The following is a 23,018-nucleotide window of genomic DNA, read 5'->3' as shown; positions in this document are numbered from 1 at the left end:
GCATTCCGGAATGCCGGTACCCACTTTCTGGTTAGGTACTCACATGAGCGTTAGTCTTGCGTCGATCCGCGCCGAACACCCCGGACTTTTCGCCGACGGGTGCCCCACCCGCACGGTCCTCGATCACGTCATGGGCAAGTGGGGCATTCTCGTGCTGCTCGCCCTCTCGGACGGGACGCAGCGCTGGGGCGCCCTTCGACGCAACATCGACGGGATCAGCGAGAAGATGCTCGCGAGCACGCTCAAGACGCTCGAGGCCGACGGCCTCGTCTTGCGCACCGCCTACCCCGAGGTCCCCCCTCGCGTCGAGTACGCCCTCACCGATCGGGGGCGCGACCTCATGACGCACGTCATCCCCCTGATGGGATGGGTCGCCGAGAACGCCATCGCCATCGTCGGACCACGGGAGTGATCGTGCGCGTCCCCTCCGCTCGCGCCGTGCGCGACAGCCTCACCTTCCGCGCCCCGCGGCGCGTGCCGCTGCTGCAGGTCGCCAAGTCGGCCATCGCGATCGTCGCCGCGTGGCTGCTGGCCGGGTGGCTCGTGCAGGGTCCACCCCCGATCTTCGCCGCCATCGCCGCCCTGCTGGTGGTCCAGCCGAGCATCAACCAGTCGTTCACGCGCGCGGTCGAACGCAGTGTCGGCGTGATCGTCGGGGTGCTCATCGCGGCTCTTCTCGGGCTCGTGTTCGGCTCGCAACCCTGGGTCGCCCTGCTCTCGGCGGGCGTGGCGCTCGTGGTGGCGTGGGCGGCGCGGATCTCGGCCGGAGCCACCAACCAGATCGCGATCAGCGCCCTGCTCGTCCTCGCGCTCGGCACCGCGACCCCCAACTACGCCCTCGACCGCGTGCTCGAGACCCTCATCGGCGCGGCCATCGGCATCGTCGTCAACGCGGTGCTGGTCCCCCCGGTGCTCGTCCCCGCCGCGCGGGCCAAGATCGACGTCCTCGGACGCGAGCTCGCCGCCGCTCTCGAGCGTCTGGCCGACGCCCTCGAGACCCCGCAGACCTCCGCGTCCCTCGAGGGGCTCCTCCTCGAGGCGCGCCTGCTCCGCCCGGTTCGGGATGCCGCGGCCGACGCGATCCGCGACGGAGCCGACTCGCTCGCCCTGAACCCCCGCAGCGGTCGTCACCGCACCGACCTGGCCGAGATGGACGCCCTCGTCGAGCGCTTCAGTCCCGTCGTCACCCAGACGATCGGCATGACGCGCGCGATCTACGACGGCTACGAACAGACGATCGCCGACGAACCCGCCGTCCGGGCGATCGCCGAACAGCTCCATCGCGCCGCCCACGACGTGCGATTGGCGTTCGCCCTCGACGCGGGCCCCGAGCGCGTCGTCGACGAAGAGCCGGCCCTCACCCGTCCCCTGCAGATCCGCACACCCTCGACGATGCACTGGGTGCTCGTGGGATCGCTTCTGATGGACCTGCACCGCGTGCACGAGACCCTGCGCGACGTCGAGGACTGACGCCGCCCGCTCGACCTGGGAACTCGCTCGCGGATCCCGCTCCCCGACCCCGCAGGCCGTCGCCCCTGGTTGACTGAGGGCATGGGTACCGCGATGTTCCCCCTCGGAGCCGTCCTCTTCCCGCATACGCCTCTCGCGCTGCGGATCTTCGAGGAGCGCTACCTCGTCATGCTGGGGCGCCTCCTCGACGAGACGGACCCCGCATTCGGCGTCGTCCTCATCGAGCGCGGCAGTGAGACGGGCGGGGGCGATCAGCGCTTCCCCCTCGGCACCATGGCGCAGCTCAGCCACGTCGTGCCCCAGGCCGGCCAGATGCAGATCGTCGCACGGGGCACGGAGAGGTTCGAGATCGTGGAGTGGCTCGACGACGCCCCGTACCCGCGGGCGGATGTGCGGGCTCTTCCCGACCTCGAGTGGAACGACGCCCTTCTCCCGTTGCTCGAAGAGGCGGAGCGGATCGTGCGGCGGGTGCTCGGTCGCGCTCAGCAGTACGGCGGTACGAGGTGGGACCCCGAGGTGGAGCTCTCGGAGGAGCCGCTTCCTCGCGCGTGGCAGGTGGCGGCGATCGCCCCGCTCGGCGAACTCGACCAGATGGAGCTGCTGCGCTCGGTGACCCTCGGCGGTCTGTTGCGGGCGACCATCGACCTCACGCTCGCCGCCGAGCCCCTGCTCGGCGATCCCGTGCCCGACGGAGTGATCGTGGTCGAAGACGGAGAACCCGAAGACGACGACTGACCCCGCGCCGGCGGAGCGCGGTGGCGTGTCGTCGGAGCGGCTTTCGGCGCGGACGCCGAAGGGGCGCCGCAGCCCGCAGGCCGCGACGCCCCACCGGGCGAATCGTCAGTTCAGTTCGCGCACCGACGAGGGGATGACCCCCGTGCCGTAGAGGTCGATCGCGAGGTCCTGCAGTGCCGTCAGCGCGACGCGCTGCGTGAGCGGACCGTACGAGATCCGCGCCACGCCGAGCTTCTCGTACTCGGCGGCCGACAGCGCCCCGGGGAACCCGATGACGCTCAGGCGCTGTTCCCCGAGCCCCTCGACCAGTCGACTCGTCGTGTCGGCGTCCAGAAGCCCCGGGACGAACACCGAGGTCGCCCCGGCGTCGAGGAAGGCGCGGCCGCGCTTCACGGCATCCGCGATCTTGTCGTCGAGCGGACGGTCGCCGCCCTTCACGAACACATCGGTGCGCGCGTTCAGCACGAAGGGGACGCCCTCGGCCTCCCCCGCCGCGATCACGGCCTCGACGGCGGCCACCGCTTCATCGAACGGCTTGACCCGGTCCTCGACGTTCGCGCCGACCACACCCACGCCGATGGCGCGCCGGGTCGTCTCGCCGGGGTTTCCGAAGCCCGCGTCGAGGTCGGCCGTCACCGGCACGTCGACCGCCGCCACGATGCGTCCGACCATGTCGAGCATGACGTCGAGGGGGATGTTCTCGCCGTCCTCGTACCCGAAGGTCGCGGCGATCGAGTGGCCGGCCGTGGCGAGGGCTTTCGTCTCGGGCAGAGCGGCGACCGCCTTCGCCGACACGACGTCCCAGATGTTGACGACCCGGAGGATCTCGGGGGCGGTGTGCAGAGCGGCGAACGAGGCCGCCTTCTCGCTCAGGGCGCTCATGCCTGTCCCCCGTCCGCGCGGTCCGCGACGATCGCCTCGGCGATCAGCGTGTCGCCCGCGCCGAAGCGGATGAACCGGCCCACCGTGGCCGGCTGCACGAGCACAGCGGCCGCGACGGCGGCAACGTCGGCACGAGAGACTTCGGCCTTACCCTGCGGCGCCGTCGTGATGCGGCCGGTGGGCTCGTCCGTCGTGAGGGTACCGGGGCCGAGGATCGTCCAATCGAGGTCGCTGGCGCGCAGGTGGTCGTCGGCCGCGAGCTTGGCGTCGGCGTAGGCGAAGAACGAGTCGTCGGGGTCGATGCCGTGATCGGGCGTCGAGCCGATCCACGACACCATCACGAACCGGCGGACGCCCGCCTTCGATGCCGCGTCGACCGCTCGCTGCGCGGCATCGCGGTCGACCGCGTAAGTGCGCTCGGCGCTTCCGCCACCCGCACCGGCGGACCACACGACCGCGTCGGCACCCGAGAAGGCCTTCGCCATCTCGTCGACGTCCGCGTTCTCGACGTCGAGGACGAGGGGCGCGCCGCCCGCGTGCTCGATGTCGGCCTTCTGCTCCGCCTTGCGGATCACCGACGTCGCCTCGTCGCCGCGGTCGGCGAGCAGTCGAGCGAGGTGGAGGGCCACCTTGCCGTGCCCTCCGATGATCACGATGCGTTCCATGTCACTGTCCTCTTCCTTGTCGATCGACTTCTGTCGAATCCCCCGGCCGGCGCTGTCACAGGACTGCCGCATCGGGACCACCTCGACCGCCAGTGCGGTGCCGGGGATCTCTGATCGACCCTACGCACGACCCGCGACACCCCCCGCGGGCTTGACGAGGTCCTCGAGCGGTTCCGATTCAGTCGACGTCGCCGTCGACGTAGACCCAGCGTCCGCCGCGCCGCGCGAACCGGCTGCGCTCGCGCAGCACGCCGTGATCGGGCCCGTGCCGCCACGACGCGCGGAAGGTCACGGTCGCGTTCTCGCCGCCTTCCGACGCGTCCTCGATCTCGAGGCCCGACCATCGCGTGCCGTCATCGACGACGATGTCGTCGGGACGCGTCCGCGGATGCCACGACCTCGCCAGATGCACGGCGTCGCCGACCGCGAACGCGGTGTACCGCGAACGCATCAACCGCTCGGCGCTCGGGGCGGCCTCGCCGTCCAGGATCGGCCCGCAGCACTCCCCGAACGCGGCGCGGCCGCACGGGCACACGGCATCCGGTGCCGGTCGTCGGGGAGCGGAACCGAAGGACATCCGGCCACTCTAGGTCAGCGCAGCCGCCGGCGTGCCAGGATCGGGGGCGTGACCGATCGCCTCATGCTCCTCGACACCGCCTCGCTGTACTTCCGCGCGTTCTACGGTGTGCCCGACAAGGTCAAAGCGGCCGACGGCTCGTCGGTGAACGCGGTCCGCGGCCTGCTCGACATGATCGCGAAGCTCGTCACGACGTACGAGCCGACGCGGCTCGTCGCGTGCTGGGACGACGACTGGCGACCCCAGTGGCGCGTCGACCTGCTTCCGAGCTACAAGGCCCACCGCGTCGTCGAGGTGGTCGCCGCGGGGCCCGACGTCGAAGAGGTGCCCGATCCGCTCGAGGCGCAGATCCCGCTCATCCGCGAGGCGCTCGCGGTGCTCGGCATCCCCGTGGTGGGTGCCGCCGAGCACGAGGCCGACGACGTGATCGGCGCCCTCGCGACGCGCGCCGAGGTTCCCGTCGACATCGTCACCGGCGATCGCGACCTCTTCCAACTGGTCGACGACGCGCGCGGCATCCGGATCGTCTACACCGCTCGGGGCATGAGCAACCTCGAGCTCGTCGACGACGCCGCCGTCTTCTCGAAGTACGGCGTCCACGCGGATCAGTACGCCGACTTCGCGGTGTTGCGCGGCGACCCCTCCGACGGCCTGCCGGGCGTTTCGGGCATCGGCGAGAAGTCCGCGGCGGCGCTGCTGAGCGCGTGCGGCGATCTCGACGGCATCCGATCCGGGGTTCTCGACGGCACCGCGGGGACGCCCGCCCAGCGCGCGAAGATCGCGGCCGCCGCGGACTACCTCGAGGTCGCCCCGACCGTGGTGCGCGTGGCCCGCGAGCTGGACCTCGCTCCGTTCGACGACCGCCTCGGTCCGGTCGACCGGGATGCCGCGGAGGAGCTCGCCGAACGCTGGAACCTCGGCTCGTCGATGACGAGGGCGCTGGCGGCTCTGCCCGCCTGATCGCTCTCAGCGACTGCGCTCGAGCCAGGCGCGCAGACGATCGAGCGGCCACGTCGTGACGATCCGGTCGGCGGGGACACCCGCGGCCTCGGCACGCGCCGCACCGTAGTCGAGAAGCGAGAGCTGTCCCGGAGCGTGCGCGTCGGAATCGATCGAGAAGAGGCAGCCGGCCTCGATCGCGAGGGCGAGCAGATCGTCGGGCGGATCCTGCCGCTCGGGGCGCGAGTTGATCTCGACCGCCACTCCCGACGCGGCCGCCGCCGCGAACACCTCGCGCGCGTCGAACTCCGACGGGGGCCGCGTCCCGCGGGCGCCCTCGACGAGCCGACCGGTCACATGACCGAGCACGTCCACCCGCGCGTCGCTCGCCGCCGCGACGAGCCGCTTCGTCATGGGCCCGCGTTCCATCCGCAGTTTGGAATGAGCGGATGCCACGACCACATCGAGCGCGCGCAGCAGATCGTCCTCCTGATCGAGGGCGCCGTCGTCGAGGATGTCGACCTCGATCCCGGTGAGCAGGGTGAATCCCTCGCCGCGGTGACCGCGGACGATCTCGATCTGCGCGCGCAGCCGCTCGGGCGACAACCCGTTGGCGACCGTGAGCCGGGGCGAGTGATCGGTCAGGGCGAGATACTCGTGGCCGAGACCGCGCGCCGCGTCGACCATGGCCTTGATCGGTGTCAGCCCGTCCGACCAGTCGCTGTGACTGTGCAGGTCGCCCTTGAGTTGCGCCCGCAGCTCCTCCCCTCCCGCGGGGGCGGACTCGGCCCGGAGCTTCGCCAGGCGCTCGGGCACCTCGCCGGCGAGGGCCTGCTGGATCACCGCGAAGGTCGACTCGCCGATCCCCGCGCGACGACGGAGGCCCGGATCCCGCAGCTGCGCGTCGCTCAGCCCGTCGATGGCGGAGGCCGCAGTACGGAACGCCTTCGATTTGTAGCGCGACGATCTCTCCCGCTCGAGCAGGTACGCGATCTCGGTGAGCGCGTCGAGCGGGTCCACGGCTACTCCGCCAGCGCCTTCGAGGCGTCGACCCAGTCGTCGAGCTTCGCCGACGCGCGTCCGTCGTCGATCGCCGCGGCGGCGTCGGTCATCGCCTCAGCCAGTCGCTCGAGGATCGGTCGTTGCACCTGGGCGGCGTCCTGGAACAGCCGGAACGACACGAGCCCCGCCGCGGCGTTCAGCAGCACGATGTCGCGGACCGCCCCGCGGTCACCGCCGAGCACACGCCGCACCACGGTGGCGTTGTGATCGGGAGAGCCCCCGAGCAGGTCGTCCATATCGGCGAGAGGGATGCCGAGATCCCGGGGATCCAGGTCGTGCTCGTGGACGTCGCCGCGGCTGATCTCCCACACGCGGCTGTGTCCGGTCGTGGTCAGTTCGTCGAGGCCGTCGTCGCCGCGGAAGACCAGCGCCGTCGCGCCGCGCGTGCGGAACACGCCCGTGATGAGGGGGACCCGGTCGAGGTGAGCGACGCCGACCGCATTGGCCTCGGCGCGAGCCGGGTTGCAGAGCGGGCCGAGGAAGTTGAAGACCGTGGGGACCCCCAGCTCCGACCGCGTGGCCGCCGCGTGCCGGAACCCCGGGTGGAAGGCCGAGGCGAACGCGAACGTGATGCCGGTGTGATCGAGGATCTCGGCCACCTTCTCGGGCGACAGCGTGAGTCCGATGCCCAGCGAGGACAGCACGTCCGACGAGCCCGAGGCCGAGCTGGCCGCTCGGTTCCCGTGCTTGACGACGGGAACTCCGGATGCCGCGGCCACGATGGCCGCCATCGTCGAGATGTTGACGGTGCCGTAACGGTCTCCGCCCGTGCCCACGATGTCGAGCACCTCGGCACGGACCGGCAGCGGCACGGCCGCCTCGAGGATCGCGTCACGGAAGCCGACGATCTCTTCGACCGTCTCGCCCTTGGCGCGCAGCGCCATGAGGAAACCGCCGAGCTGAGAGGGCGTGGCCTCCCCCGCCATCACCTTGCGCATCGCCCACGTGGACTCCGAGACGCTGAGGTCGGTGCCGGCCAGCAGCGACGAGAGGAGATCGGGCCACGAGAAACGTTCCGCCATGCCACGATCCTCCCATACGCGTGTCGCGTGACCGCGCCCGGGCACACGGCTCCGAAACAGCCTCCGTACCGGGCCTTATGTGCGGATTCTGAGGCATCCCTAAGTCTCGACGATGGAATATCCCAGGGTGGGGATGGGAATATCGGGCTTCCGGATCGCGCATAATGGAACGGTGACGACCTCAGCGACGTATTCCCAGGCTGTGCGTGCCGTGAAGCGGCCCGACCCGGTCGCCGTGGGCACCATCGTGTGGCTGGGCAGCGAGGTCATGTTCTTCGCCGGCCTGTTCGCGATCTACTTCACCCTCCGCAGCACGTCGGCCTCTCTGTGGGCCGAAGAGACGCAGCTGCTCAACGTCCCCTTCGCGACCGTCAACACGATCATCCTCGTGCTGTCCTCGGTCACGTGCCAGATGGGCGTCTTCGCCGCGGAGCGGTACCAGCCGTACCGCACCGGCGGGCGCACCGGCTTCCTGAAGTGGGGAATGGTGGAGTGGTTCTACCTCACCTTCATCCTCGGCGCGGTCTTCGTGTCGGGTCAGGTGTGGGAGTACGCGACGCTGGTTGCCGAGGGCATGCCCATCAGCGCCAACCCCTACGCCTCGGCCTTCTACATCACCACCGGCTTCCACGCCCTGCACGTGACGGGTGGGCTCATTGCCTTCCTGCTCGTGATCGGTCGTGCCTACGCCGTGAAGAACTTCGGTCGGAAAGAGATGACCACCTCGATCGTCGTGTCGTACTACTGGCACTTCGTCGACGTCGTCTGGATCGCCCTGTTCTTCGTCATCTACTTCCTCAAGTAAGAGAGCAGTACCCACATGGCACGCGAGAAGAAGACTCGTCGGGCGTCCGGGCGTCGTAGCCCCCTGGCCGCCGCGGCGCTCATCGGCATCGGACTCCTCCTGACCGGAGGCGTCTACGCCGGCGCATCGGCCGCGATGGCCGCCACCTCCGGCACCCCCACGAGCGAGGCGAACTCCGCGACGGCGGTCGAAGAAGGGCAGAAGCTCTTCCAGGCCAACTGCGCGACGTGCCACGGTCTCGACCTCCAGGGCAGCCAGCAGGGCCCGTCGCTCTTCGGCGTCGGCGAGCTCTCGGTGCACTTCCAGGTCTCGACCGGTCGCATGCCGCTGCAGGCCCAGGGCCCGCAGGCTCCGGTCAAGCCCCCGCAGTTCACCGAAGAGCAGGTCAACGCCATTGCCGCGTACGTGCAGTCCGCGGCTCCGGGACCGACCTACCCCACCGAGGACCTCGTCGACGGCCAGGGCGACCTGTCGCACGGCGCCGAGCTCTTCCGCATCAACTGCGCCATGTGCCACAACGTGGCCGGTGCCGGCGGGGCGCTGACCGAGGGCAAGTACGCCCCCGACCTCCACACCACCACCCCGGTCAACATCTACGCGGCCATGGTCACCGGCCCGCAGAACATGCCGGTGTTCAACGACCTGAACCTCACCCCCGAAGACAAGCGCGACGTCATCTCGTACCTCATGTACCTGCAGAAGAACGACTCGCCCGGTGGCTACGCCCTCGGCTCGCTCGGTCCGGTCTCCGAGGGTCTGTTCATCTGGATCTTCGGTATCGGGGCGCTCATCGCCCTGACCGTATGGATCACGGCGAAGTCCAACTGACCGTCGTCTTCGACATCACGTAAACGCACGAGGAGCACCATGGCACACGAGGACGACGCACTCGAGCACGAGAGGGCTTCCTGGAAGCCCGCCTCGGGGCTCGCCGTCGCGGTTCCCGACGCCGTACAGAACCCCGGCCTTCCCGGCCACCGTCAGCGCATGACCGACCAGGACCCGCAGGCGATGAAGCGTGCGGTCCGCACGGTTTACACGCTGTTCTACTTCTCGGTCGCGGCGAGCATCTGGGCGAGCATCGCCTACATGATCTTCCCGATCGAGTCGGGCGCGCTGATCGACATCCGCTACAACAACCTCTTCATCGGGCTCGGCATCGCGTTCGCGCTGCTCGCGATCGGCATCGGCACCATTCACTGGGGCAAGTCGGTCATGTCCGACAAGGAGTACATCGAGGACCGTCACGCCACCCGTGGTCGCGACGAGGTCCGCGAGGGCGCGATCAACGTCTTCGAAGAGGCGAACAAGGATTCCGGCTTCGGACGTCGCGAGATCATCCGCAACTCGCTGTTCGCCGCGCTGGCCGCCTCGGTCATCCCCGGCATCACCCTGTTCCGTGGCCTCGCGCCGCAGGACCAGGACCCGGTGAAGCTCCTCAGCCACACCATGTGGAAAGAGGGCATGCGCCTGACGCACGACCCCTCGGGACGCCCGATCCGCGCCGCTGACGTCACGCTCGGCTCCGCTTTCCACGTGATCCCCGAAGAACTCGCGGGACTCGGCCACGACGAGGGTTACCTCGAAGAGAAGGCCAAGGCGATCGTCCTGCTCATGCGTATGCAGCCCGAGCAGCTCAACCCCGAGACCAACAACCTGGACTGGTCGTACGACGGCATCATCGCGTACTCGAAGGTCTGCACTCACGTCGGTTGCCCCGTGGCGCTCTACGAGCAGCAGACCCACCACCTCCTGTGCCCCTGCCACCAGTCGCAGTTCGACGTCGCCAACGGTGCGGCCGTCATCTTCGGCCCGGCCGCCCGTCCCCTGCCGCAGCTCCCCATCACCGTCGACGCCGAGGGCTACCTCGTCGCGCAGAGTGACTTCCACGAGCCCGTCGGCCCCAGCTTCTGGGAGCGCTCATGAGCATCGGTACCCATCCCACCGAGAACGTCACCACGGAACCCGCGGTCCACGCGGGCCCGCCTGCGACGAGTGCACGCGACGGCAAGCCGCTCGGCGGTCGTTTCGTGGGCTCCGTCGCGAACTACATGGACGAGCGCACGAGCATGTCGGGCATCGTCAAGGAGCTCGGCCGCAAGGTCTTCCCTGACCACTGGTCGTTCATGCTCGGCGAGATCGCGCTGTGGAGCTTCGTGGTCGTGCTGCTGTCGGGCACGTTCCTGACGTTCTTCTTCCAGGCGTCCATGGTCGAGACGCACTACAACGGCGCTTACGAGCCCATGCGCGGCATCGCGATGTCGGCCGCGATGGAGTCGGCCCTGCACATCTCCTTCGACCTGCGCGGCGGCCTGCTCGTCCGACAGATCCACCACTGGGCCGCCCTCGTGTTCGTCGCCGGTATCGGCGTCCACATGCTCCGCGTCTTCTTCACCGGTGCGTTCCGCAAGCCCCGCGAGCTCAACTGGGTCGTCGGCTTCATCCTCTTCATCCTCGCGATGGCCGAGGGCTTCACCGGCTACTCGCTCCCCGACGACCTGCTCTCCGGTAACGGTCTGCGCATCATCGACGGCATGATCAAGGGTCTGCCGATCATCGGCACCTGGACCTCGTTCCTGCTCTTCGGCGGTGAGTTCCCCGGTACCGCGATCGTCGGACGCCTGTACACGCTGCACATCCTGCTGCTGCCCGCGATCCTCGTAGCGCTGCTCGCCGTGCACCTCATGCTGATGATCATCAACAAGCACACGCAGTTCGCCGGGCCCGCCCGCACGAACAGCAACGTCGTGGGCTACCCGATGCTCCCGGTGTACGCCTCCAAGATGGGTGGCTTCTTCTTCATCACGTTCGGTGTGATCGTTCTGATCGCCGCGCTGGTGACGATCAACCCCATCTGGAACTACGGTCCGTACGACCCGTCCCCGGTGTCCGCCGGTACGCAGCCCGACTGGTACATCGGCTTCGCCGACGGCATGCTCCGTCTGATCCCGCCGCACCTCGAGTTCGTGCTCTGGGACCACACCTTCTCGTGGAACATCATCATCCCCGTCGGTGTCCTGGGTCTCTTCATCGTCCTCGTGCTGGTGTATCCCTTCATCGAGGCGTGGGTGACCGGCGACAAGCGCGAGCACCACATCGCCCAGCGTCCGCGCAACGCCGCGACGCGCACGGCGATCGGTGCTGCCGGTGTGACGTTCTACGCCGTGATGTGGGCCGCTGCCTCTTCGGACATCGTGGCGACGCATTTCCACCTCACGATGGAAGGTGTCATCCACGTCCTGCAGGCCCTGCTGATCCTGGGCCCGATCCTCGCCTACTTCGTCACGAAGCGCATCTGCATCGCGCTCCAGAAGAAGGACCGCGAGATCGCGCTCCACGGCTACGAGTCGGGCCGTATCGTCCGTCTGCCCGGCGGCGAGTACATCGAGGTCCACCAGCCGGTCGACGAGTACGAGCGCTGGAAGCTGGTCGACAACGAGACGTACGAGCCTCTCGTCGTCCGTCCCAACGCCAACGGTGAGATCCCCTGGTACGAGAACGTCCGTGGTGCGGTGTCGCGCTGGTTCTTCGAGGACCGGCTCGCTCCCCTCACGCAGGCTGAGCTCGACGCCGCGGTCGCCCACCAGCACCACGAGCTCGACCACATCGACCACGAGGAGGCCGACGAGATCGCCGGCGCCAACGCTCGTGCCGATGAGGACGGTCGCCCCCGCAACGCGGTCGGTGAGCGCGCCGAGGTCGAGATCCCGGCTCCCAAGGGACTCGAAGAGCGCAACCGCCCGAACGGCGACAAGGGCGAGTAATCGGCCATCGACGAAACCCCGGTGCTTCGGCACCGGGGTTTCGCGTTTCCCGGGCCGGCGAGTCGTCACGACGGCGCCGAAGAGTGCGCGCGGATCCGGCGCCGCGCGCGTTACCCGCTCCCCCAACCAACGCCATCTGGCAGAGAAGCGCGGGGGCATGGCATCCCCTCTCTTTCCGCGTGCCGCACGCATCTCTAGCGTGAAACGCATGACCGATGCCGTGGACTACTTCTCTCGCCGTCTCGCCTTCGAGACCGACCCCAGCGATGTCTACGCAGCGCAGAAGGCCGGAGACGACCTGGCGCTTGTCGACGTGCGCGGAGACCACGCATGGGCGCAGGGACGCGTATCGGGCGCCATTCACATGCCCTACCGGGAGATCGCCGAACGAGCTCGTCGCGAGATCCCGGCCGGCACGCCGGTGGTCGTCTACTGCTGGAGTCCGGGCTGCAACGCCGGGCAGAAGGGCGCGCTCGCGTTCGCGCGGCTCGGATACGACGTCCGAGAGATGATCGGCGGATACGAGTACTGGGTGCGCGAGGGCCAACCCACCGAGAACGACGAGGGGCTCCGCGAGCGGGTCTTCGACCCGACCGTCATGGTGGTCCGCTCCTGAACCTCGAGAGCGCCCCGACCTGCGGTTAGGCTTCGGGCATGCAGCATCCCCCTCTCGAGCCGTTCCTCTCCGGATTCGTGGAGCGACCGGACGGTGCCCGGGTGTACTGGGAGACCTCGGGCAACCCCCGCGGGCGACCCGCGCTGTATCTGCACGGCGGCCCCGGCGGCAGCCTCGGCGCAGGCGGGTATCGGCGGCGCTTCGACCCCGACCTCCACCTCATCGTCGGAATCGACCAACGCGGGTGCGGGCGGAGCGAGCCCTGGGCCGCCGACGACCTGTCGAGCCTGCGCCATCAGACGATGGGCGACCTGCTCGCCGACATCGAGGCGGTGCGGACGCACCTCGGCGTCGACCGCTGGCTTCTGCACGGAGTCTCATGGGGATCGACCCTGGCACTCGCGTACGCGCTCGAGCACCCCGACCGTGTCACAGAGATCGTCAATCTCGCTGTCACGACGGGTGCCCGCTGGGAGATCGACTGGATCACCGACGGCATCGCGCCGGTGTTCCCCGAGGCGCACGCACGTCTCCGCGCGCCCCTGCGCGACGACGAGCGCACGATCGAGGGATACGCCCGGCTGCTCACCGACGACTCCCCCGCCGTGCGCCGGCGAGCCGGAGACGACTGGGACGCCTGGGAGGTCGCCCACGTCTCGCTCGGTCCCCTCGCCAAGCCCGGCCCCCTGCACGCCGAGCCGCGGCACCGCCTCAACTTCGCCACCCTCGCGACGCACTACTGGGCGAACGACTGCTTCCTCCCCGGTACCGCGTCGATCATGTCCCGCGCGCCCGAGCTCGAAGGTATCCCCGGCGTGCTCGTGCACGGTCGACGCGATCTCAGCGGACCGTCGCTGATCCCCTGGCGACTGCATCGCGCCTGGCCCGGATCCCGTCTCGAGATCGTTGAGGAGGACGGCCACGGCGGCCCGCGGAGCGCGCAGATCGCTCAGGAGGCCATGGACGACTTCGCCCGATCCGCTCGGTGACGCTGAGCCGGCGTCGGCGGATGAGATCGGATGACGCCGAACGTCCGACGAGTCAGGCTGTTTCGACGTCCTCGGCGAACCATCGGGCTGCCGAGCCGAAGAACACGGGGTCCGTTCCCGCGGTCTCGTCATCGTCGACGACGTCGCAGACCACGACGGTGACGTTGTCGCGCGTGCCGGCCTCGAGGGCCAGCGCCACGGCAGCGGCTGCCGCCGAACGAGGATCCGCCGCCTCGGCCACGAGACGGGCCACATCAGCCTCGGGGACGTAGTCGGTCAGACCGTCGCTGCAGAGCACCCATCGATCGCCAGTCACCGGAGGTCGTTCGGCGACCGAGACGACGTCACCCTCGGCCCCGCCGAGCGAGGCCGTGATGATGTTGCGCCGCGGGTGCGCCTGCGCGGCCTCGGGGGGAATGATGCCGTGGTCGACGAGCGCCTGCACGTACGAGTCGTCACGCGTCTCGCGCGTGAACTCGCCGTCGCGGAGCAGATAGGCCCGCGAATCCCCGGTGTGGGCGAGCAGGAGCTCACCGCTCACGCTGAGGAAGATCCCGGTGAACGTCGTCGCCATGCCCTGCAGCGCAGGGTCGCGCTCGACGTGGGCACGGATGTCCCAGTTCGCTTCGCGGATGCGGACCAGGAGGCCGTCGGCATCCATTCCGCCCCCTCGTGTCGCCACGAGACGGTGAAGCAGGGCGGCGGAGGCGAGGTCCCCGGAGGGCCCTCCCCCGACGCCATCGGCCACCGCCGCACCCCAGGACGCCGCGAAAGCGGCGTCCTGGTTGGTGGGACGGTGGGAGCCGGCGTCGGAGACGGCGGCCGCATTCAGCCGGATGGGCACGGGGTCAGCGCGCGAAGTACCCGCGGTAGTACTCGTACACCCAACCGACGATCGCGATGACGAACACCGCGAAGCCGACGGGGACGAGCCAGCTGCCGACCGCGAGACCGATCACCGCGATCGCGGCGGAGGCCGCGAGCACGATGGGCCACCACGACCACGGGCTGAACTCGCCCATCTCGGGGTCGCCGTCGTCGATGTCAGCCGTCAGGGTGTCTTCGGGCAGGTCACCGCGCTGCGCCTTCATGACGCGCGAGATGTAGAACGCGATCATCGACGACATGAGGCCGAGGAAGACGAGCGCGACACTGCCGACCCACTCGACTCCGCCGTGCTGGATGAGGCTCCAGACGGTGTAGACGGCGGCGATCAGGAAGCCGAAGACAGCCAGCAGCCACCAGAGTCCAACGTTGGTACGCATTCTTACTTGACCTCTCCGGCCGCAGAGTCGACCACGGGCGCCTCAGGGGCGTCCTTCGCAGGCCCCACACCGACCGGGATGCCGGCCTCAGGGTGGTTCAGGTCGAAGGCGGGACGCTCGCTGCGGATACGCGGGATCGAGGTGAAGTTGTGGCGCGGCGGCGGGCACGAGGTGGCCCACTCCAGCGAGGCACCGTAGCCCCACGGGTCGTCGACCGTGACGCGCGGAGCCTTGCGAGCGGTGATCCAGACGTTCAGGAGGAACGGGATCATCGAGGCGCCGAGGATCATCGAGCCCACGGTGGACAGCTGGTTCTCCCAGGTCCATCCGTCCGCGGCGGCGTAGTCGGCGTACCGGCGGACCATGCCGTCGACACCCAGCCAGTGCTGGATGAGGAACGTCATGTGGAAGCCGATAAACAGCATCCAGAAGTGCACCATGCCGAGACGCTCGTTGAGCATCTTTCCGGTCCACTTGGGCCACCAGAAGTAGAAACCGGCGAACATCGCGAACACCACGGTGCCGAACACGACGTAGTGGAAGTGCGCCACGACGAAGTACGAGTCGGACAGGTGGAAGTCGAGCGGGGGCGACGCCAGGATGACGCCGGTCAGACCACCGAAGACGAACGACACGAGGAAGCCGAGGGCGAAGACCATAGGCGTCTCGAACGTGACCGAACCTCGCCAGAGCGTACCGATCCAGTTGAAGATCTTCACGCCCGTCGGGACGGCGATCAGCATCGTCATGAGGGCGAAGAACGGGAGCAGCACACCGCCGGTGACGTACATGTGGTGCGCCCACACCGCGACCGAGAGGGCCGCGATGGCGATGGTCGCGTACACGAGCGTCTTGTAACCGAAGATCGGCTTACGGCTGAACACCGGGAAGATCTCGGACACGATCCCGAAGAACGGCAGCGCGATGATGTACACCTCGGGGTGACCGAAGAACCAGAAGAGGTGCTGCCAGAGAAGCACTCCACCGTTCTCGGGGCTGTAGATGTGAGCGCCGAGCACACGGTCGGCGGCGGCGGCGAAGATCGCGGCGGCCAGCACGGGGAACGCGAGCAGGATCAGGATGCTCGTGATGAGCGTGTTCCACGAGAAGATCGGCATGCGCCACATCGTCATACCGGGGGCGCGCATCGTGAGCACCGTGGTGATGAAGTTGACCGCACCGAGGATCGTTCCGAAACCGCTGATGCCGAGACCGAGCATCCAGAGATTTCCGCCCACGCCCGGCGAGAAGCTGGCGTTGGCGAGCGGCTGATACGCGAACCACCCGAAGCCGGCCGCACCCTGCGGGGTGAGGAAGCCCGAGACCGCGATGGTCGAGCCGAAGAGGAACAGCCAGAACGCGAAGGCGTTCAGACGCGGGAACGCCACGTCGGGCGCGCCGATCTGCAGCGGCAGCAGCGCGTTGGCGAAGCCGGCGAACAGCGGCGTCGCGAACATGAGCAGCATGATCGTGCCGTGCATCGTGAACAGCTGGTTGTACTGCTCTTTGGTCGGGATGATCTGCATACCCGGCTCGAACAGCTCGGCGCGGATGATCAGCGCCATGACACCACCGAGCATGAAGAACATGACGGAGGCGATCAGGTACATGTACCCGATGGTCTTGTGGTCGGTGGAGGTGATCCACTTGACGACCAGGTTGCCCTTCTGCTCGACACGCGTGGTGCTCAGCAGTGCGGCTTGACGCGGCGGGAGAGTCGTCGGGCGCGAAGGGCCCGTCCCCTGGAGCGGAAGCGTCGTGGCCATGATCACTCGTTCCCTTCGGTACCGGCCGTCGTCAGGTTCTGCAGACGCGACAGGTCGCTGATGTCACCCACGTCGCCGGCACGGCGCAGCGAGTCGAGGTAGTTGTTGTACTCGTCTTCGCTGACGACCTTGACGTTGAAGAGCATGGCGGAGTGGTACTCACCGCAGAGCTCCGCGCACTTGCCCTCGTACGTGCCTTCACGGGTGGGCGTGAACGACCACTCGTTGTCGCGACCGATGTACATGTCTTTCTTGTAAAGGAAGTCGATGATCCAGAAGGAGTGGATGACGTCGCGCGAGCGGAGGTCGATCTTCACCGTCTTGTTCACCGGCAGGTACAGCGTGGGGACGTCCTGGAGGTCGTAACCGTCGGACGTGGCCTTGGCCTGCACACCCATCGAGTACACGGCGTCGGAGTTGTCTTCCTTCGTGCCGTTGTACTGGAAGTCCCACGCCCACTGCTTGCCGTAGGCGGTGATGGAGACGTCGGGGTTGTCGTACTGCGTCTCGAGCGTGTTCTGGTCACGCGCCGTGAAGGCGAAGAAGCCCACGACGAGGATCAGCGGCACGACCGTGTAGAAGATCTCGACCGGCATGTTGTAGCGCAGCTGGACCGGGAGACCGGACTGACCCTTGCGGCGGCGGTACGCGATGACCGACCAGAGCATGAGGCCCCAGGTGATGACACCCACCGCGAGGAGCACGATCCACGAGTTGACCCAGAGCCCTGCGACCATGTCGGTGTGGTTCGTAGCGGCCGGGCCGTCATCGACGAAGCCGGGCAGGAACCCGTGGAGCTGGGTCGTGGTGCAGCCGGAGAGGAGCGCTACGGAGGCGATGCCGAGGGGAAGCGCTGCCCAGCGAAGGCGACGTTTGGAGGGCACAATGCACCTTTCCGGGTCGTGGATGTTGCTCTGACAGTCTAGAGCAACCTCTCACCGTTCTCAGGCCATTCGTCCAGTGCCGAGACATCGAGAACCCCCGGATTCCGCGGTGTGATCCGGGATTCCGGGGGCTCTCGATGTGGCGCCGGAGAACGGCGTCAGAGGGTCAGTGGAAGCTGTCTCCGCACGCGCAGGATCCCTGGGCGTTCGGGTTGTCGATCGTGAAGCCCTGCTCCGAGATCGTGTCCTTGAAGTCGATGTTCGCGCCGTCGAGGTACGGGACGCTCATGTCGTCGACGATCACCTCGACGCCGTCGAAGTCGACGACCTTGTCACCGTCGAGATAACGCTCGTCGAAGTACAGCTGGTAGATGAGGCCGGAGCAGCCGCCGGGCTGGACGGCGACGCGCAGGCGCAGGTCGTCGCGACCTTCCTGCGACAGCAGGCTCTTCACCTTGTCGGAGGCGGCCGCGGTCAGGCCGACGCCGTGCTCGCGGGTCTCGGCGGAGGACGACAGTGTGGTGTCGGTCATGGCGATGCCCTTCGGGTTGTTCGGTCGCGGGGACGAGTCGAGTCTACGCCCGTCCCGCCCCCGCGGCCTCGATCAGTGCGTCCGCGCGTTGAGGCGAGCCAGCAGGAGCGCCTCCGAGACGAGCGCGTTGCGGAAGGTCTCGAGGTGCAGCGACTCGTTCGGGCTGTGCGCCCGCGCGTGCGGATCTTCGACCCCGGTCACGAGGATCTGCGCCTCGGGGAACTCGCGGACGAGGTCCGAGATGAACGGGATCGATCCCCCGATGCCGACGTCGACCGAGTCGACCCCGTATCCGTCCGCGAAGGAGGCACGAGCCTCTTCGAGGGCCCATCCGCTGGTGTCGACCAGGAAGGAGTCGCCGCAGTCGACGTCGGTGAACTCGAGCTGCGCGCCGAAGGGGGCATGCGCACGCAGGTGCGCCTCGACCGCGGCGAAGGCCTCCTGCGCGTCTTGCCCGGGAGCGACCCGCGCGCTGATGACGACGCTCGTCTGCGGGGAGAGGGTGTTGGATGCCGCCTCGACCGGGGTGGCATCCCATCCGGTGATCGTGATGGACGGCTTGTTCCAGATGCGGCTGAGGATCGAGTCGCGGCCGATCGGGCTCACGCCCTCGAGGAGGCCGGACTCCGCGCGCAGCGTCGCCTCGTCGTAGTCCGGGGTCTCGGCGTCGCGCACGGCGAGGCCCTCGACCGCGACGGCGCCGTCGTCGTCCCACAGGGTCGCGAGGAGCTTGACAGTGGCGAGCATGGCATCCGGGACCGCTCCGCCCATCATCCCGGAGTGGGACGCGTGCTCGAGGGTGCGGACGGTCAGGGTGAAGCGCGCGTTTCCGCGGAGAGAAACGGTGAGGCCGGGGGTGCGCTCATCCCAGTTGCCCGAGTCGGCCACGACGATGACGTCCGAGCGGAGCACCTCGGCGTTGTCGGCGAGGAACTGGCCGAAGGAGCGCGAACCGTACTCCTCCTCCCCCTCGATGAAGACGGCGAGGCCGAGGTCGAGGTCGTCGCCGATGACCTCGGACACGGCGCGGATGGCGCCCACGTGGGCCATGATGCCGGCCTTGTCGTCGGCGGCGCCCCGGCCGTAGAGACGCCCGTCGCGGACGGTCGGCTCGAACGGCGGCGACTCCCACAGCGCCTCGTCTCCCGGGGGCTGCACATCGTGGTGCGCGTACAGCAGCACGGTCGGGCGCCCGTTGCGGGCCGCACGCGTAGCGAGCACAGCGGGCTGGCCGAACTCATCGGTTCCGGGGATCGCGGCGCGCTTCACCTCGACCGCGTCGAAGACGCCGGTGCCCTCGAGGAGGGCGGCCACGGCGTCGGCGCTCTTCACGAGCGCGGACTGGTCGAAGGCCGGCCACGCGATCGAAGGGATGCGAACGAGGGAGCCGAGGTCGGAGAGGGCGGAGGGGATGCCGGCGTCCGCTGCTTTTTGCACAGCGTCCTGCCGGGACAGGTCGAGGGTCATGCGGGTAATCTTAAATCTCCCGATCAGCGAAGCACCGAGGTTTCCCGTGGCCAAGTCCCCCGCACCCGCACCCAACGACACCCCCGTCGAGCCGACGGAGCTCGGTTCGGGCAAGGGCCGCGCGACCCCGTCGCGCGCCGAGCAGGAGGCCGCCCGCAAGCGCCCCCTCGTGCCCGACACCAAAGAGGCCAAGGCCCGCGCGCGCGCCGAGCTCGCCGCTCAGCGCGAGAAGGCCCGCATCGGCATGGCCGCCGGCGAAGAGAAGTACCTGCCCGTCCGCGACCGCGGCCCGCAGCGCCGCTTCGCCCGCGACTTCGTCGACGCCGGCTGGCACCTCGGCGAGGGCGTGATGCCGTTCATGATCCTCGTCATCGTGGCGACGCTGATCCCCGTGTCGTTCTTCCAGTACTGGTCGTTCGTCGCGCTGTGGATCTTCATCCTCTTCGTCGTCGGCGACATGATCATCACCTCGATCCGCATCAAGCGGGCCGCCAAAGAGAAGTTCGGCGAAGGCCGACTCGAGAAGGGCCTCGGCTGGTACGCCGCGATGCGCACCGTCCAGATGCGCTTCATGCGCCTGCCGAAGGCCCAGGTCAAGCGCGGACAGTACCCGGTCTGACCCGGTCCCTCTTCGACGAAGCGGCGCGCCTTCGGGCGCGCCGCTTCTGCGTGGGCGCGACCGCGCGGCGGATCCTCAGCGGGCGCGCGCGAGACCGCGGTTGATCTGCCGGGCCCACAGCGGGCCGCGGTACAGGAACCCGGTGTACCCCTGCACGAGCGTCGCCCCGGCGGCGAGACGATCGCGGACGTCGTCGGCGGTCTCCGCTCCCCCGGCCGAGATCACGACGAACTCCTCCGGCACCGCGGCGCGCACCAGGCGCAGCACCTCGGCGGCGCGGGCCTTGAGCGGCGCCCCCGACAGTCCACCGGCGCCCATCGCCTCGATCTTCGCGGCATCGGTCGAGAGTCCCGTGCGCGCGATCGTCGTGTTGGTCGCGATGATCCCCGAGAGTCCGGCATCGACGGCGAGACGCGCGATGTCCTGCACCTCGGCGTCATCGAGGTCGGGAGCGATCTTCACGAGCAGGGGCGTGTCGCCCGCGGCATCCCGAACCTCCGTCAGTAACGGACGCAGCGTCTCGACCGCCTGCAGGCCGCGCAGACCGGGCGTGTTCGGCGAGGACACGTTGACGACGAGGTAGTCGGCGAGCGGAGCCAGCAGAAGGGCACTGCGGACGTAGTCGGTCGTGGCGTCTTCGACGGCGACCACACGACTCTTGCCGATGTTCACGCCGATCACCGGGCGCCGACGGGCTCGTCGCAGGCGGCGCAGCTTCGCCGCGGCGGCGACCGCACCGTCGTTGTTGAAACCCATGCGGTTGATCACCGCGCGGTCGGCGACGAGACGGAACAGGCGGGGCCGGGGGTTGCCGGGCTGCGCGAGGGCGGTGATCGTCCCCACCTCGACGTGACCGAAGCCGAGCGCACCGAGGCCGCCGACCATCGTGACGTTCTTGTCGAAGCCCGCGGCGACGCCGAACGGCGAATCGAACGTCAATCCCAGAGCGTGGACGCGCTGCGCGGGCGCGGGCGCCGTGAAGCGACGGACGAGGGATGCCACCGGCTCCACGCCCGCGACACGGATGACGAGGGCGCCGAGATGGTGCGCGAACTCGGGATCGAAACGGGTCAGGACCGTACGGAAGAGAAGGGGATACATCCCCGCCAGATTACTGGACCGGGGCGGACTCGCCGGCCTGCCCGGAGGAACGCTCCGCGTGATCGGCGCGCAGCTGCGCGATCGCGGCGTCGAAGTCGTCCAGCGAATCGAAAGCCTGGTAGACGCTGGCGAAGCGCAGGTAGGCGACCTCGTCGAGCTCTCGCAGCGGGCCGAGGATCGACAGGCCGATCTCGTTCGCCTCGATCTGCGACGAGCCGGTCTGGCGGATGTTCTCTTCGACCTGTTGGGCAAGCACCGCCAGGTCGGCGTCGGTCACCGGTCGCCCCTGACACGCCTTGCGGACGCCCGACATCACCTTCTCGCGACTGAACGGCTCGACGACCCCGGAGCGTTTGATCACGTTGAGACTCGCGGTCTCGACGGTCGAGAAGCGCCCCCCGCACTTCGGGCACTGGCGACGGCGGCGGATGCTGAGGCCATCGTCGCTGGTACGCGAATCAATGACGCGGGAGTCCGGGTTGCGACAGAAGGGACAATGCATGACGCCGCCAGACTACGCGTCGAAACGCGCGGTCACGGCCTCGCCGTGCGCGGGGAGCGCCTCGGCGTCGGCCAGGGTGACGATGGCGTCGCGCACCCGGGCGAGGGCCTCTCGGTCGTACTCGACGACCTGCTGCGGGCGCAGGAAGGTCGCCGCCGACAACCCCGCTCCGTACCGGGCCTGTCCCCCGGTCGGAAGCACGTGGTTGCTGCCGGCGAGGTAGTCGCCGAGGCTGACCGGCGTGTACGGGCCGACGAACACGGCTCCGGCGTTCACGAAGTTCTCGGGACGCGCGTCGGCGAGGTGCAGCTCGAGGTGCTCGGGGGCGTAGGCGTTGCTGAACGCGGTCGCCTGGGCGAGGTCGTCGACCAGGACGACCGCCGACTGCGGCCCGTGGAACGCCGCCGTCACGCGCTCGGTGTGGCGGGTCGCGGCGACGCGCTCGGGCAGTGCGGCCCGGACGGCCTCGGCCAGCTCGACGGAGTCGGTGACCAGCACGGCCGAGGCCTGCTCGTCGTGCTCGGCCTGGCTGACGAGATCGGCCGCGACGAGAGCGGGGACCGCGCTGTCGTCGGCGACGACGAGGATCTCGGTCGCCCCGGCCTCGGAGTCGGTGCCGACGCGGCCCGCGACGACGCGCTTGGCGGAGGCGACGAAGTTGTTGCCGGGCCCGGTCACGACGTCGACCGGGTCGAGCCCGATCTCGGCCACCCCGTAGGCGAAGGCGCCGATGGCTCCCGCTCCCCCCATCGCGTAGACCTCGGTGACACCCAGGAGCTTGGCGGCGGCGAGGATGACGGGGTGCACGCGGCCGCCGAACGCCGCCTGCGGCGGGGATGCGAGGGCGACCTCGCGCACACCCGCGACCTGCGCGGGCACGGTGTTCATCACCACGCTCGAGGGGTACACGGCCTTGCCGCCCGGGACGTAGAGTCCGACGCGACGCACCGGCTGCCACCGCTGCGTCACGCGAGCACCCTCGCCGAGTTCGGTGACGACCGGGGCGGGGACCTGGGCGGCGGATGCTCTGCGCACGCGCACGATCGCCTCGTCCAGAGCGGCACGGATGCCGGGATCGAGATCGCGCAGTGCCTCATCGAGGTGGTCCGCGGGCACGCGGAGGGCATGGTCGCTCACCCGGTCGAAACGGGCGGCCTGCTCGCGAAGTGCTTCTTCGCCCCGGCGCGCGACGTCGTCGACGAGACGCGCCGCGGTGGCAAGGGCCTCGTCGCGCGCGGCGTCCGCCCGCGGGACGACGGCCAGGAGCTCGGCCGGCGAGAGCACGCGGCCGCGGAGATCGATCGTGCGAAGCATGTCTTCAAGGCTACCGGCGCCTGCGAGCCGCCTCGCGCGGGG

Annotated in this window: 25 protein-coding genes; 11 read left to right on the top strand and 14 right to left on the bottom strand. The window is 69.1% G+C overall.

The genetic code is table 11. The features are described 5' to 3' along the window. The first annotated feature begins 43 nt into the window (after window positions 1-43). The 3 genes from OVA26_RS08485 (at window position 44) to OVA26_RS08475 (ending at window position 2,205) form a co-directional block, all read left to right on the top strand. The gene (locus tag OVA26_RS08485) at window positions 44-412 is read left to right on the top strand and encodes a winged helix-turn-helix transcriptional regulator (protein ID WP_144781931.1); all 369 of its coding nucleotides are present in this window, start codon (window positions 44-46) and stop codon (window positions 410-412) included. A gap of 2 nt (window positions 413-414) precedes the next feature. Then, window positions 415-1,470, top strand: a complete 1,056-nt coding sequence (locus OVA26_RS08480; RefSeq protein WP_268103798.1) for an FUSC family protein — start codon at window positions 415-417, stop codon at window positions 1,468-1,470. Between the two features lie 81 nt (window positions 1,471-1,551). Continuing rightward, window positions 1,552-2,205 carry an LON peptidase substrate-binding domain-containing protein gene (locus OVA26_RS08475; protein ID WP_268103796.1) on the top strand — a complete coding sequence of 218 codons (654 nt, stop codon included), beginning with the start codon at window positions 1,552-1,554 and terminating at the stop codon, window positions 2,203-2,205. 105 nt (window positions 2,206-2,310) lie between these two features. Here the strand turns inward: OVA26_RS08475 and OVA26_RS08470 are convergent, their stop codons facing one another. The 3 genes from OVA26_RS08470 to OVA26_RS08460 form a co-directional block, all read right to left on the bottom strand. Continuing rightward, window positions 2,311-3,087 (bottom strand): isocitrate lyase/PEP mutase family protein, encoded by a 777-nt coding sequence (locus tag OVA26_RS08470; RefSeq protein WP_268103795.1) that lies wholly within the window; start codon window positions 3,085-3,087, stop codon window positions 2,311-2,313. Further along, window positions 3,084-3,752, bottom strand: a complete 669-nt coding sequence (locus tag OVA26_RS08465) for an SDR family oxidoreductase (RefSeq protein ID WP_268103794.1) — start codon at window positions 3,750-3,752, stop codon at window positions 3,084-3,086. The genes OVA26_RS08470 and OVA26_RS08465 overlap by 4 nt, the downstream gene beginning before the upstream one ends. Window positions 3,753-3,930: 178 nt before the next feature. Continuing rightward, window positions 3,931-4,329 carry a YchJ family protein gene (locus OVA26_RS08460; protein ID WP_268103793.1) on the bottom strand — a complete coding sequence of 133 codons (399 nt, stop codon included), beginning with the start codon at window positions 4,327-4,329 and terminating at the stop codon, window positions 3,931-3,933. Window positions 4,330-4,377: 48 nt separating this feature from the next. Here OVA26_RS08460 and OVA26_RS08455 point away from each other — a divergent pair, with 48 nt between their 5' ends. Continuing rightward, window positions 4,378-5,289 (top strand): 5'-3' exonuclease, encoded by a 912-nt coding sequence (locus OVA26_RS08455; RefSeq protein WP_268103792.1) that lies wholly within the window; start codon window positions 4,378-4,380, stop codon window positions 5,287-5,289. 6 nt (window positions 5,290-5,295) lie between these two features. On the opposite strand, the gene OVA26_RS08450 is transcribed toward OVA26_RS08455, so the two are convergent. Then, window positions 5,296-6,288 (bottom strand): PHP domain-containing protein, encoded by a 993-nt coding sequence (locus OVA26_RS08450; RefSeq protein ID WP_268103791.1) that lies wholly within the window; start codon window positions 6,286-6,288, stop codon window positions 5,296-5,298. A gap of 2 nt (window positions 6,289-6,290) precedes the next feature. Beyond that, the gene (trpD, locus tag OVA26_RS08445) at window positions 6,291-7,352 is read right to left on the bottom strand and encodes an anthranilate phosphoribosyltransferase (protein WP_268103790.1); all 1,062 of its coding nucleotides are present in this window, start codon (window positions 7,350-7,352) and stop codon (window positions 6,291-6,293) included. A gap of 133 nt (window positions 7,353-7,485) precedes the next feature. Here trpD and ctaE point away from each other — a divergent pair, with 133 nt between their 5' ends. The 6 genes from ctaE to OVA26_RS08415 all read left to right on the top strand — a co-directional run bounded on the left by ctaE (window position 7,486) and on the right by OVA26_RS08415 (window position 13,526). Next, window positions 7,486-8,157, top strand: coding sequence for an aa3-type cytochrome oxidase subunit III (gene ctaE / locus OVA26_RS08440; protein ID WP_268103789.1), 672 nt, complete (start codon window positions 7,486-7,488; stop codon window positions 8,155-8,157). 15 nt (window positions 8,158-8,172) lie between these two features. Further along, a complete protein-coding gene (gene qcrC / locus OVA26_RS08435) occupies window positions 8,173-8,985 on the top strand; it encodes a cytochrome bc1 complex diheme cytochrome c subunit (protein WP_056227819.1) in 813 nt (270 codons plus the stop codon). A gap of 39 nt (window positions 8,986-9,024) precedes the next feature. Further along, complete coding sequence (gene qcrA, locus OVA26_RS08430; RefSeq protein WP_056227815.1) at window positions 9,025-10,083, top strand: cytochrome bc1 complex Rieske iron-sulfur subunit; 1,059 nt, start codon at window positions 9,025-9,027, stop codon at window positions 10,081-10,083. Beyond that, window positions 10,080-11,921 (top strand): cytochrome bc1 complex cytochrome b subunit, encoded by a 1,842-nt coding sequence (gene qcrB / locus OVA26_RS08425; RefSeq protein ID WP_442786055.1) that lies wholly within the window; start codon window positions 10,080-10,082, stop codon window positions 11,919-11,921. Before qcrA ends, qcrB begins: the two co-directional genes overlap by 4 nt. 208 nt (window positions 11,922-12,129) lie before the next feature. Further along, the gene (locus OVA26_RS08420) at window positions 12,130-12,537 is read left to right on the top strand and encodes a rhodanese-like domain-containing protein (RefSeq protein WP_268103788.1); all 408 of its coding nucleotides are present in this window, start codon (window positions 12,130-12,132) and stop codon (window positions 12,535-12,537) included. Window positions 12,538-12,575: 38 nt separating this feature from the next. Then, on the top strand, window positions 12,576-13,526 hold the full coding sequence (locus tag OVA26_RS08415; RefSeq protein WP_268103787.1) for an alpha/beta fold hydrolase: 951 nt from the start codon (window positions 12,576-12,578) through the stop codon (window positions 13,524-13,526). A 52-nt stretch (window positions 13,527-13,578) separates the two neighbouring features. Here OVA26_RS08415 and OVA26_RS08410 read toward each other — a convergent pair whose 3' ends face one another. The 6 genes from OVA26_RS08410 to OVA26_RS08385 all read right to left on the bottom strand — a co-directional run bounded on the left by OVA26_RS08410 (window position 13,579) and on the right by OVA26_RS08385 (window position 19,440). After that, window positions 13,579-14,370, bottom strand: coding sequence for a PP2C family protein-serine/threonine phosphatase (locus tag OVA26_RS08410; protein ID WP_268103786.1), 792 nt, complete (start codon window positions 14,368-14,370; stop codon window positions 13,579-13,581). A gap of 4 nt (window positions 14,371-14,374) precedes the next feature. After that, complete coding sequence (locus OVA26_RS08405; RefSeq protein ID WP_056227799.1) at window positions 14,375-14,791, bottom strand: cytochrome c oxidase subunit 4; 417 nt, start codon at window positions 14,789-14,791, stop codon at window positions 14,375-14,377. 2 nt (window positions 14,792-14,793) lie between these two features. After that, entirely contained in the window at window positions 14,794-16,557 is a 1,764-nt protein-coding gene (gene ctaD / locus OVA26_RS08400; RefSeq protein ID WP_056227796.1) for an aa3-type cytochrome oxidase subunit I, read from the bottom strand. A 2-nt stretch (window positions 16,558-16,559) separates the two neighbouring features. Beyond that, window positions 16,560-17,441 carry an aa3-type cytochrome oxidase subunit II gene (gene ctaC, locus OVA26_RS08395; protein WP_081349657.1) on the bottom strand — a complete coding sequence of 294 codons (882 nt, stop codon included), beginning with the start codon at window positions 17,439-17,441 and terminating at the stop codon, window positions 16,560-16,562. Between the two features lie 166 nt (window positions 17,442-17,607). Further along, on the bottom strand, window positions 17,608-17,973 hold the full coding sequence (erpA, locus tag OVA26_RS08390; protein WP_056227791.1) for an iron-sulfur cluster insertion protein ErpA: 366 nt from the start codon (window positions 17,971-17,973) through the stop codon (window positions 17,608-17,610). 72 nt (window positions 17,974-18,045) lie between these two features. Next, a complete protein-coding gene (locus OVA26_RS08385; RefSeq protein ID WP_268103785.1) occupies window positions 18,046-19,440 on the bottom strand; it encodes a dipeptidase in 1,395 nt (464 codons plus the stop codon). 46 nt (window positions 19,441-19,486) lie between these two features. Here OVA26_RS08385 and OVA26_RS08380 point away from each other — a divergent pair, with 46 nt between their 5' ends. Further along, the gene (locus tag OVA26_RS08380; protein WP_056227784.1) at window positions 19,487-20,059 is read left to right on the top strand and encodes a DUF3043 domain-containing protein; all 573 of its coding nucleotides are present in this window, start codon (window positions 19,487-19,489) and stop codon (window positions 20,057-20,059) included. 75 nt (window positions 20,060-20,134) lie between these two features. Here OVA26_RS08380 and OVA26_RS08375 read toward each other — a convergent pair whose 3' ends face one another. Genes OVA26_RS08375 through hisD form a run of 3 tightly spaced genes read right to left on the bottom strand, consistent with a single transcriptional unit; the run spans window position 20,135 to window position 22,976 of the window. Then, window positions 20,135-21,160, bottom strand: a complete 1,026-nt coding sequence (locus OVA26_RS08375; protein ID WP_268103784.1) for a quinone-dependent dihydroorotate dehydrogenase — start codon at window positions 21,158-21,160, stop codon at window positions 20,135-20,137. A gap of 10 nt (window positions 21,161-21,170) precedes the next feature. After that, on the bottom strand, window positions 21,171-21,662 hold the full coding sequence (gene nrdR / locus OVA26_RS08370) for a transcriptional regulator NrdR (protein WP_268103783.1): 492 nt from the start codon (window positions 21,660-21,662) through the stop codon (window positions 21,171-21,173). 12 nt (window positions 21,663-21,674) lie between these two features. Beyond that, a complete protein-coding gene (hisD, locus tag OVA26_RS08365; protein ID WP_268103782.1) occupies window positions 21,675-22,976 on the bottom strand; it encodes a histidinol dehydrogenase in 1,302 nt (433 codons plus the stop codon). Between the last annotated feature and the right edge of the window lie 42 nt (window positions 22,977-23,018).

Source organism: Microbacterium sp. SL62 (genome assembly GCF_026672635.1).
Taxonomy (GTDB): Bacteria; Actinomycetota; Actinomycetes; order Actinomycetales; family Microbacteriaceae; genus Microbacterium; species Microbacterium testaceum_A.
The sequence above is the reverse complement of the archived record's forward strand: the minus strand, read 5'-3'. Positions and strand labels throughout refer to the sequence as shown.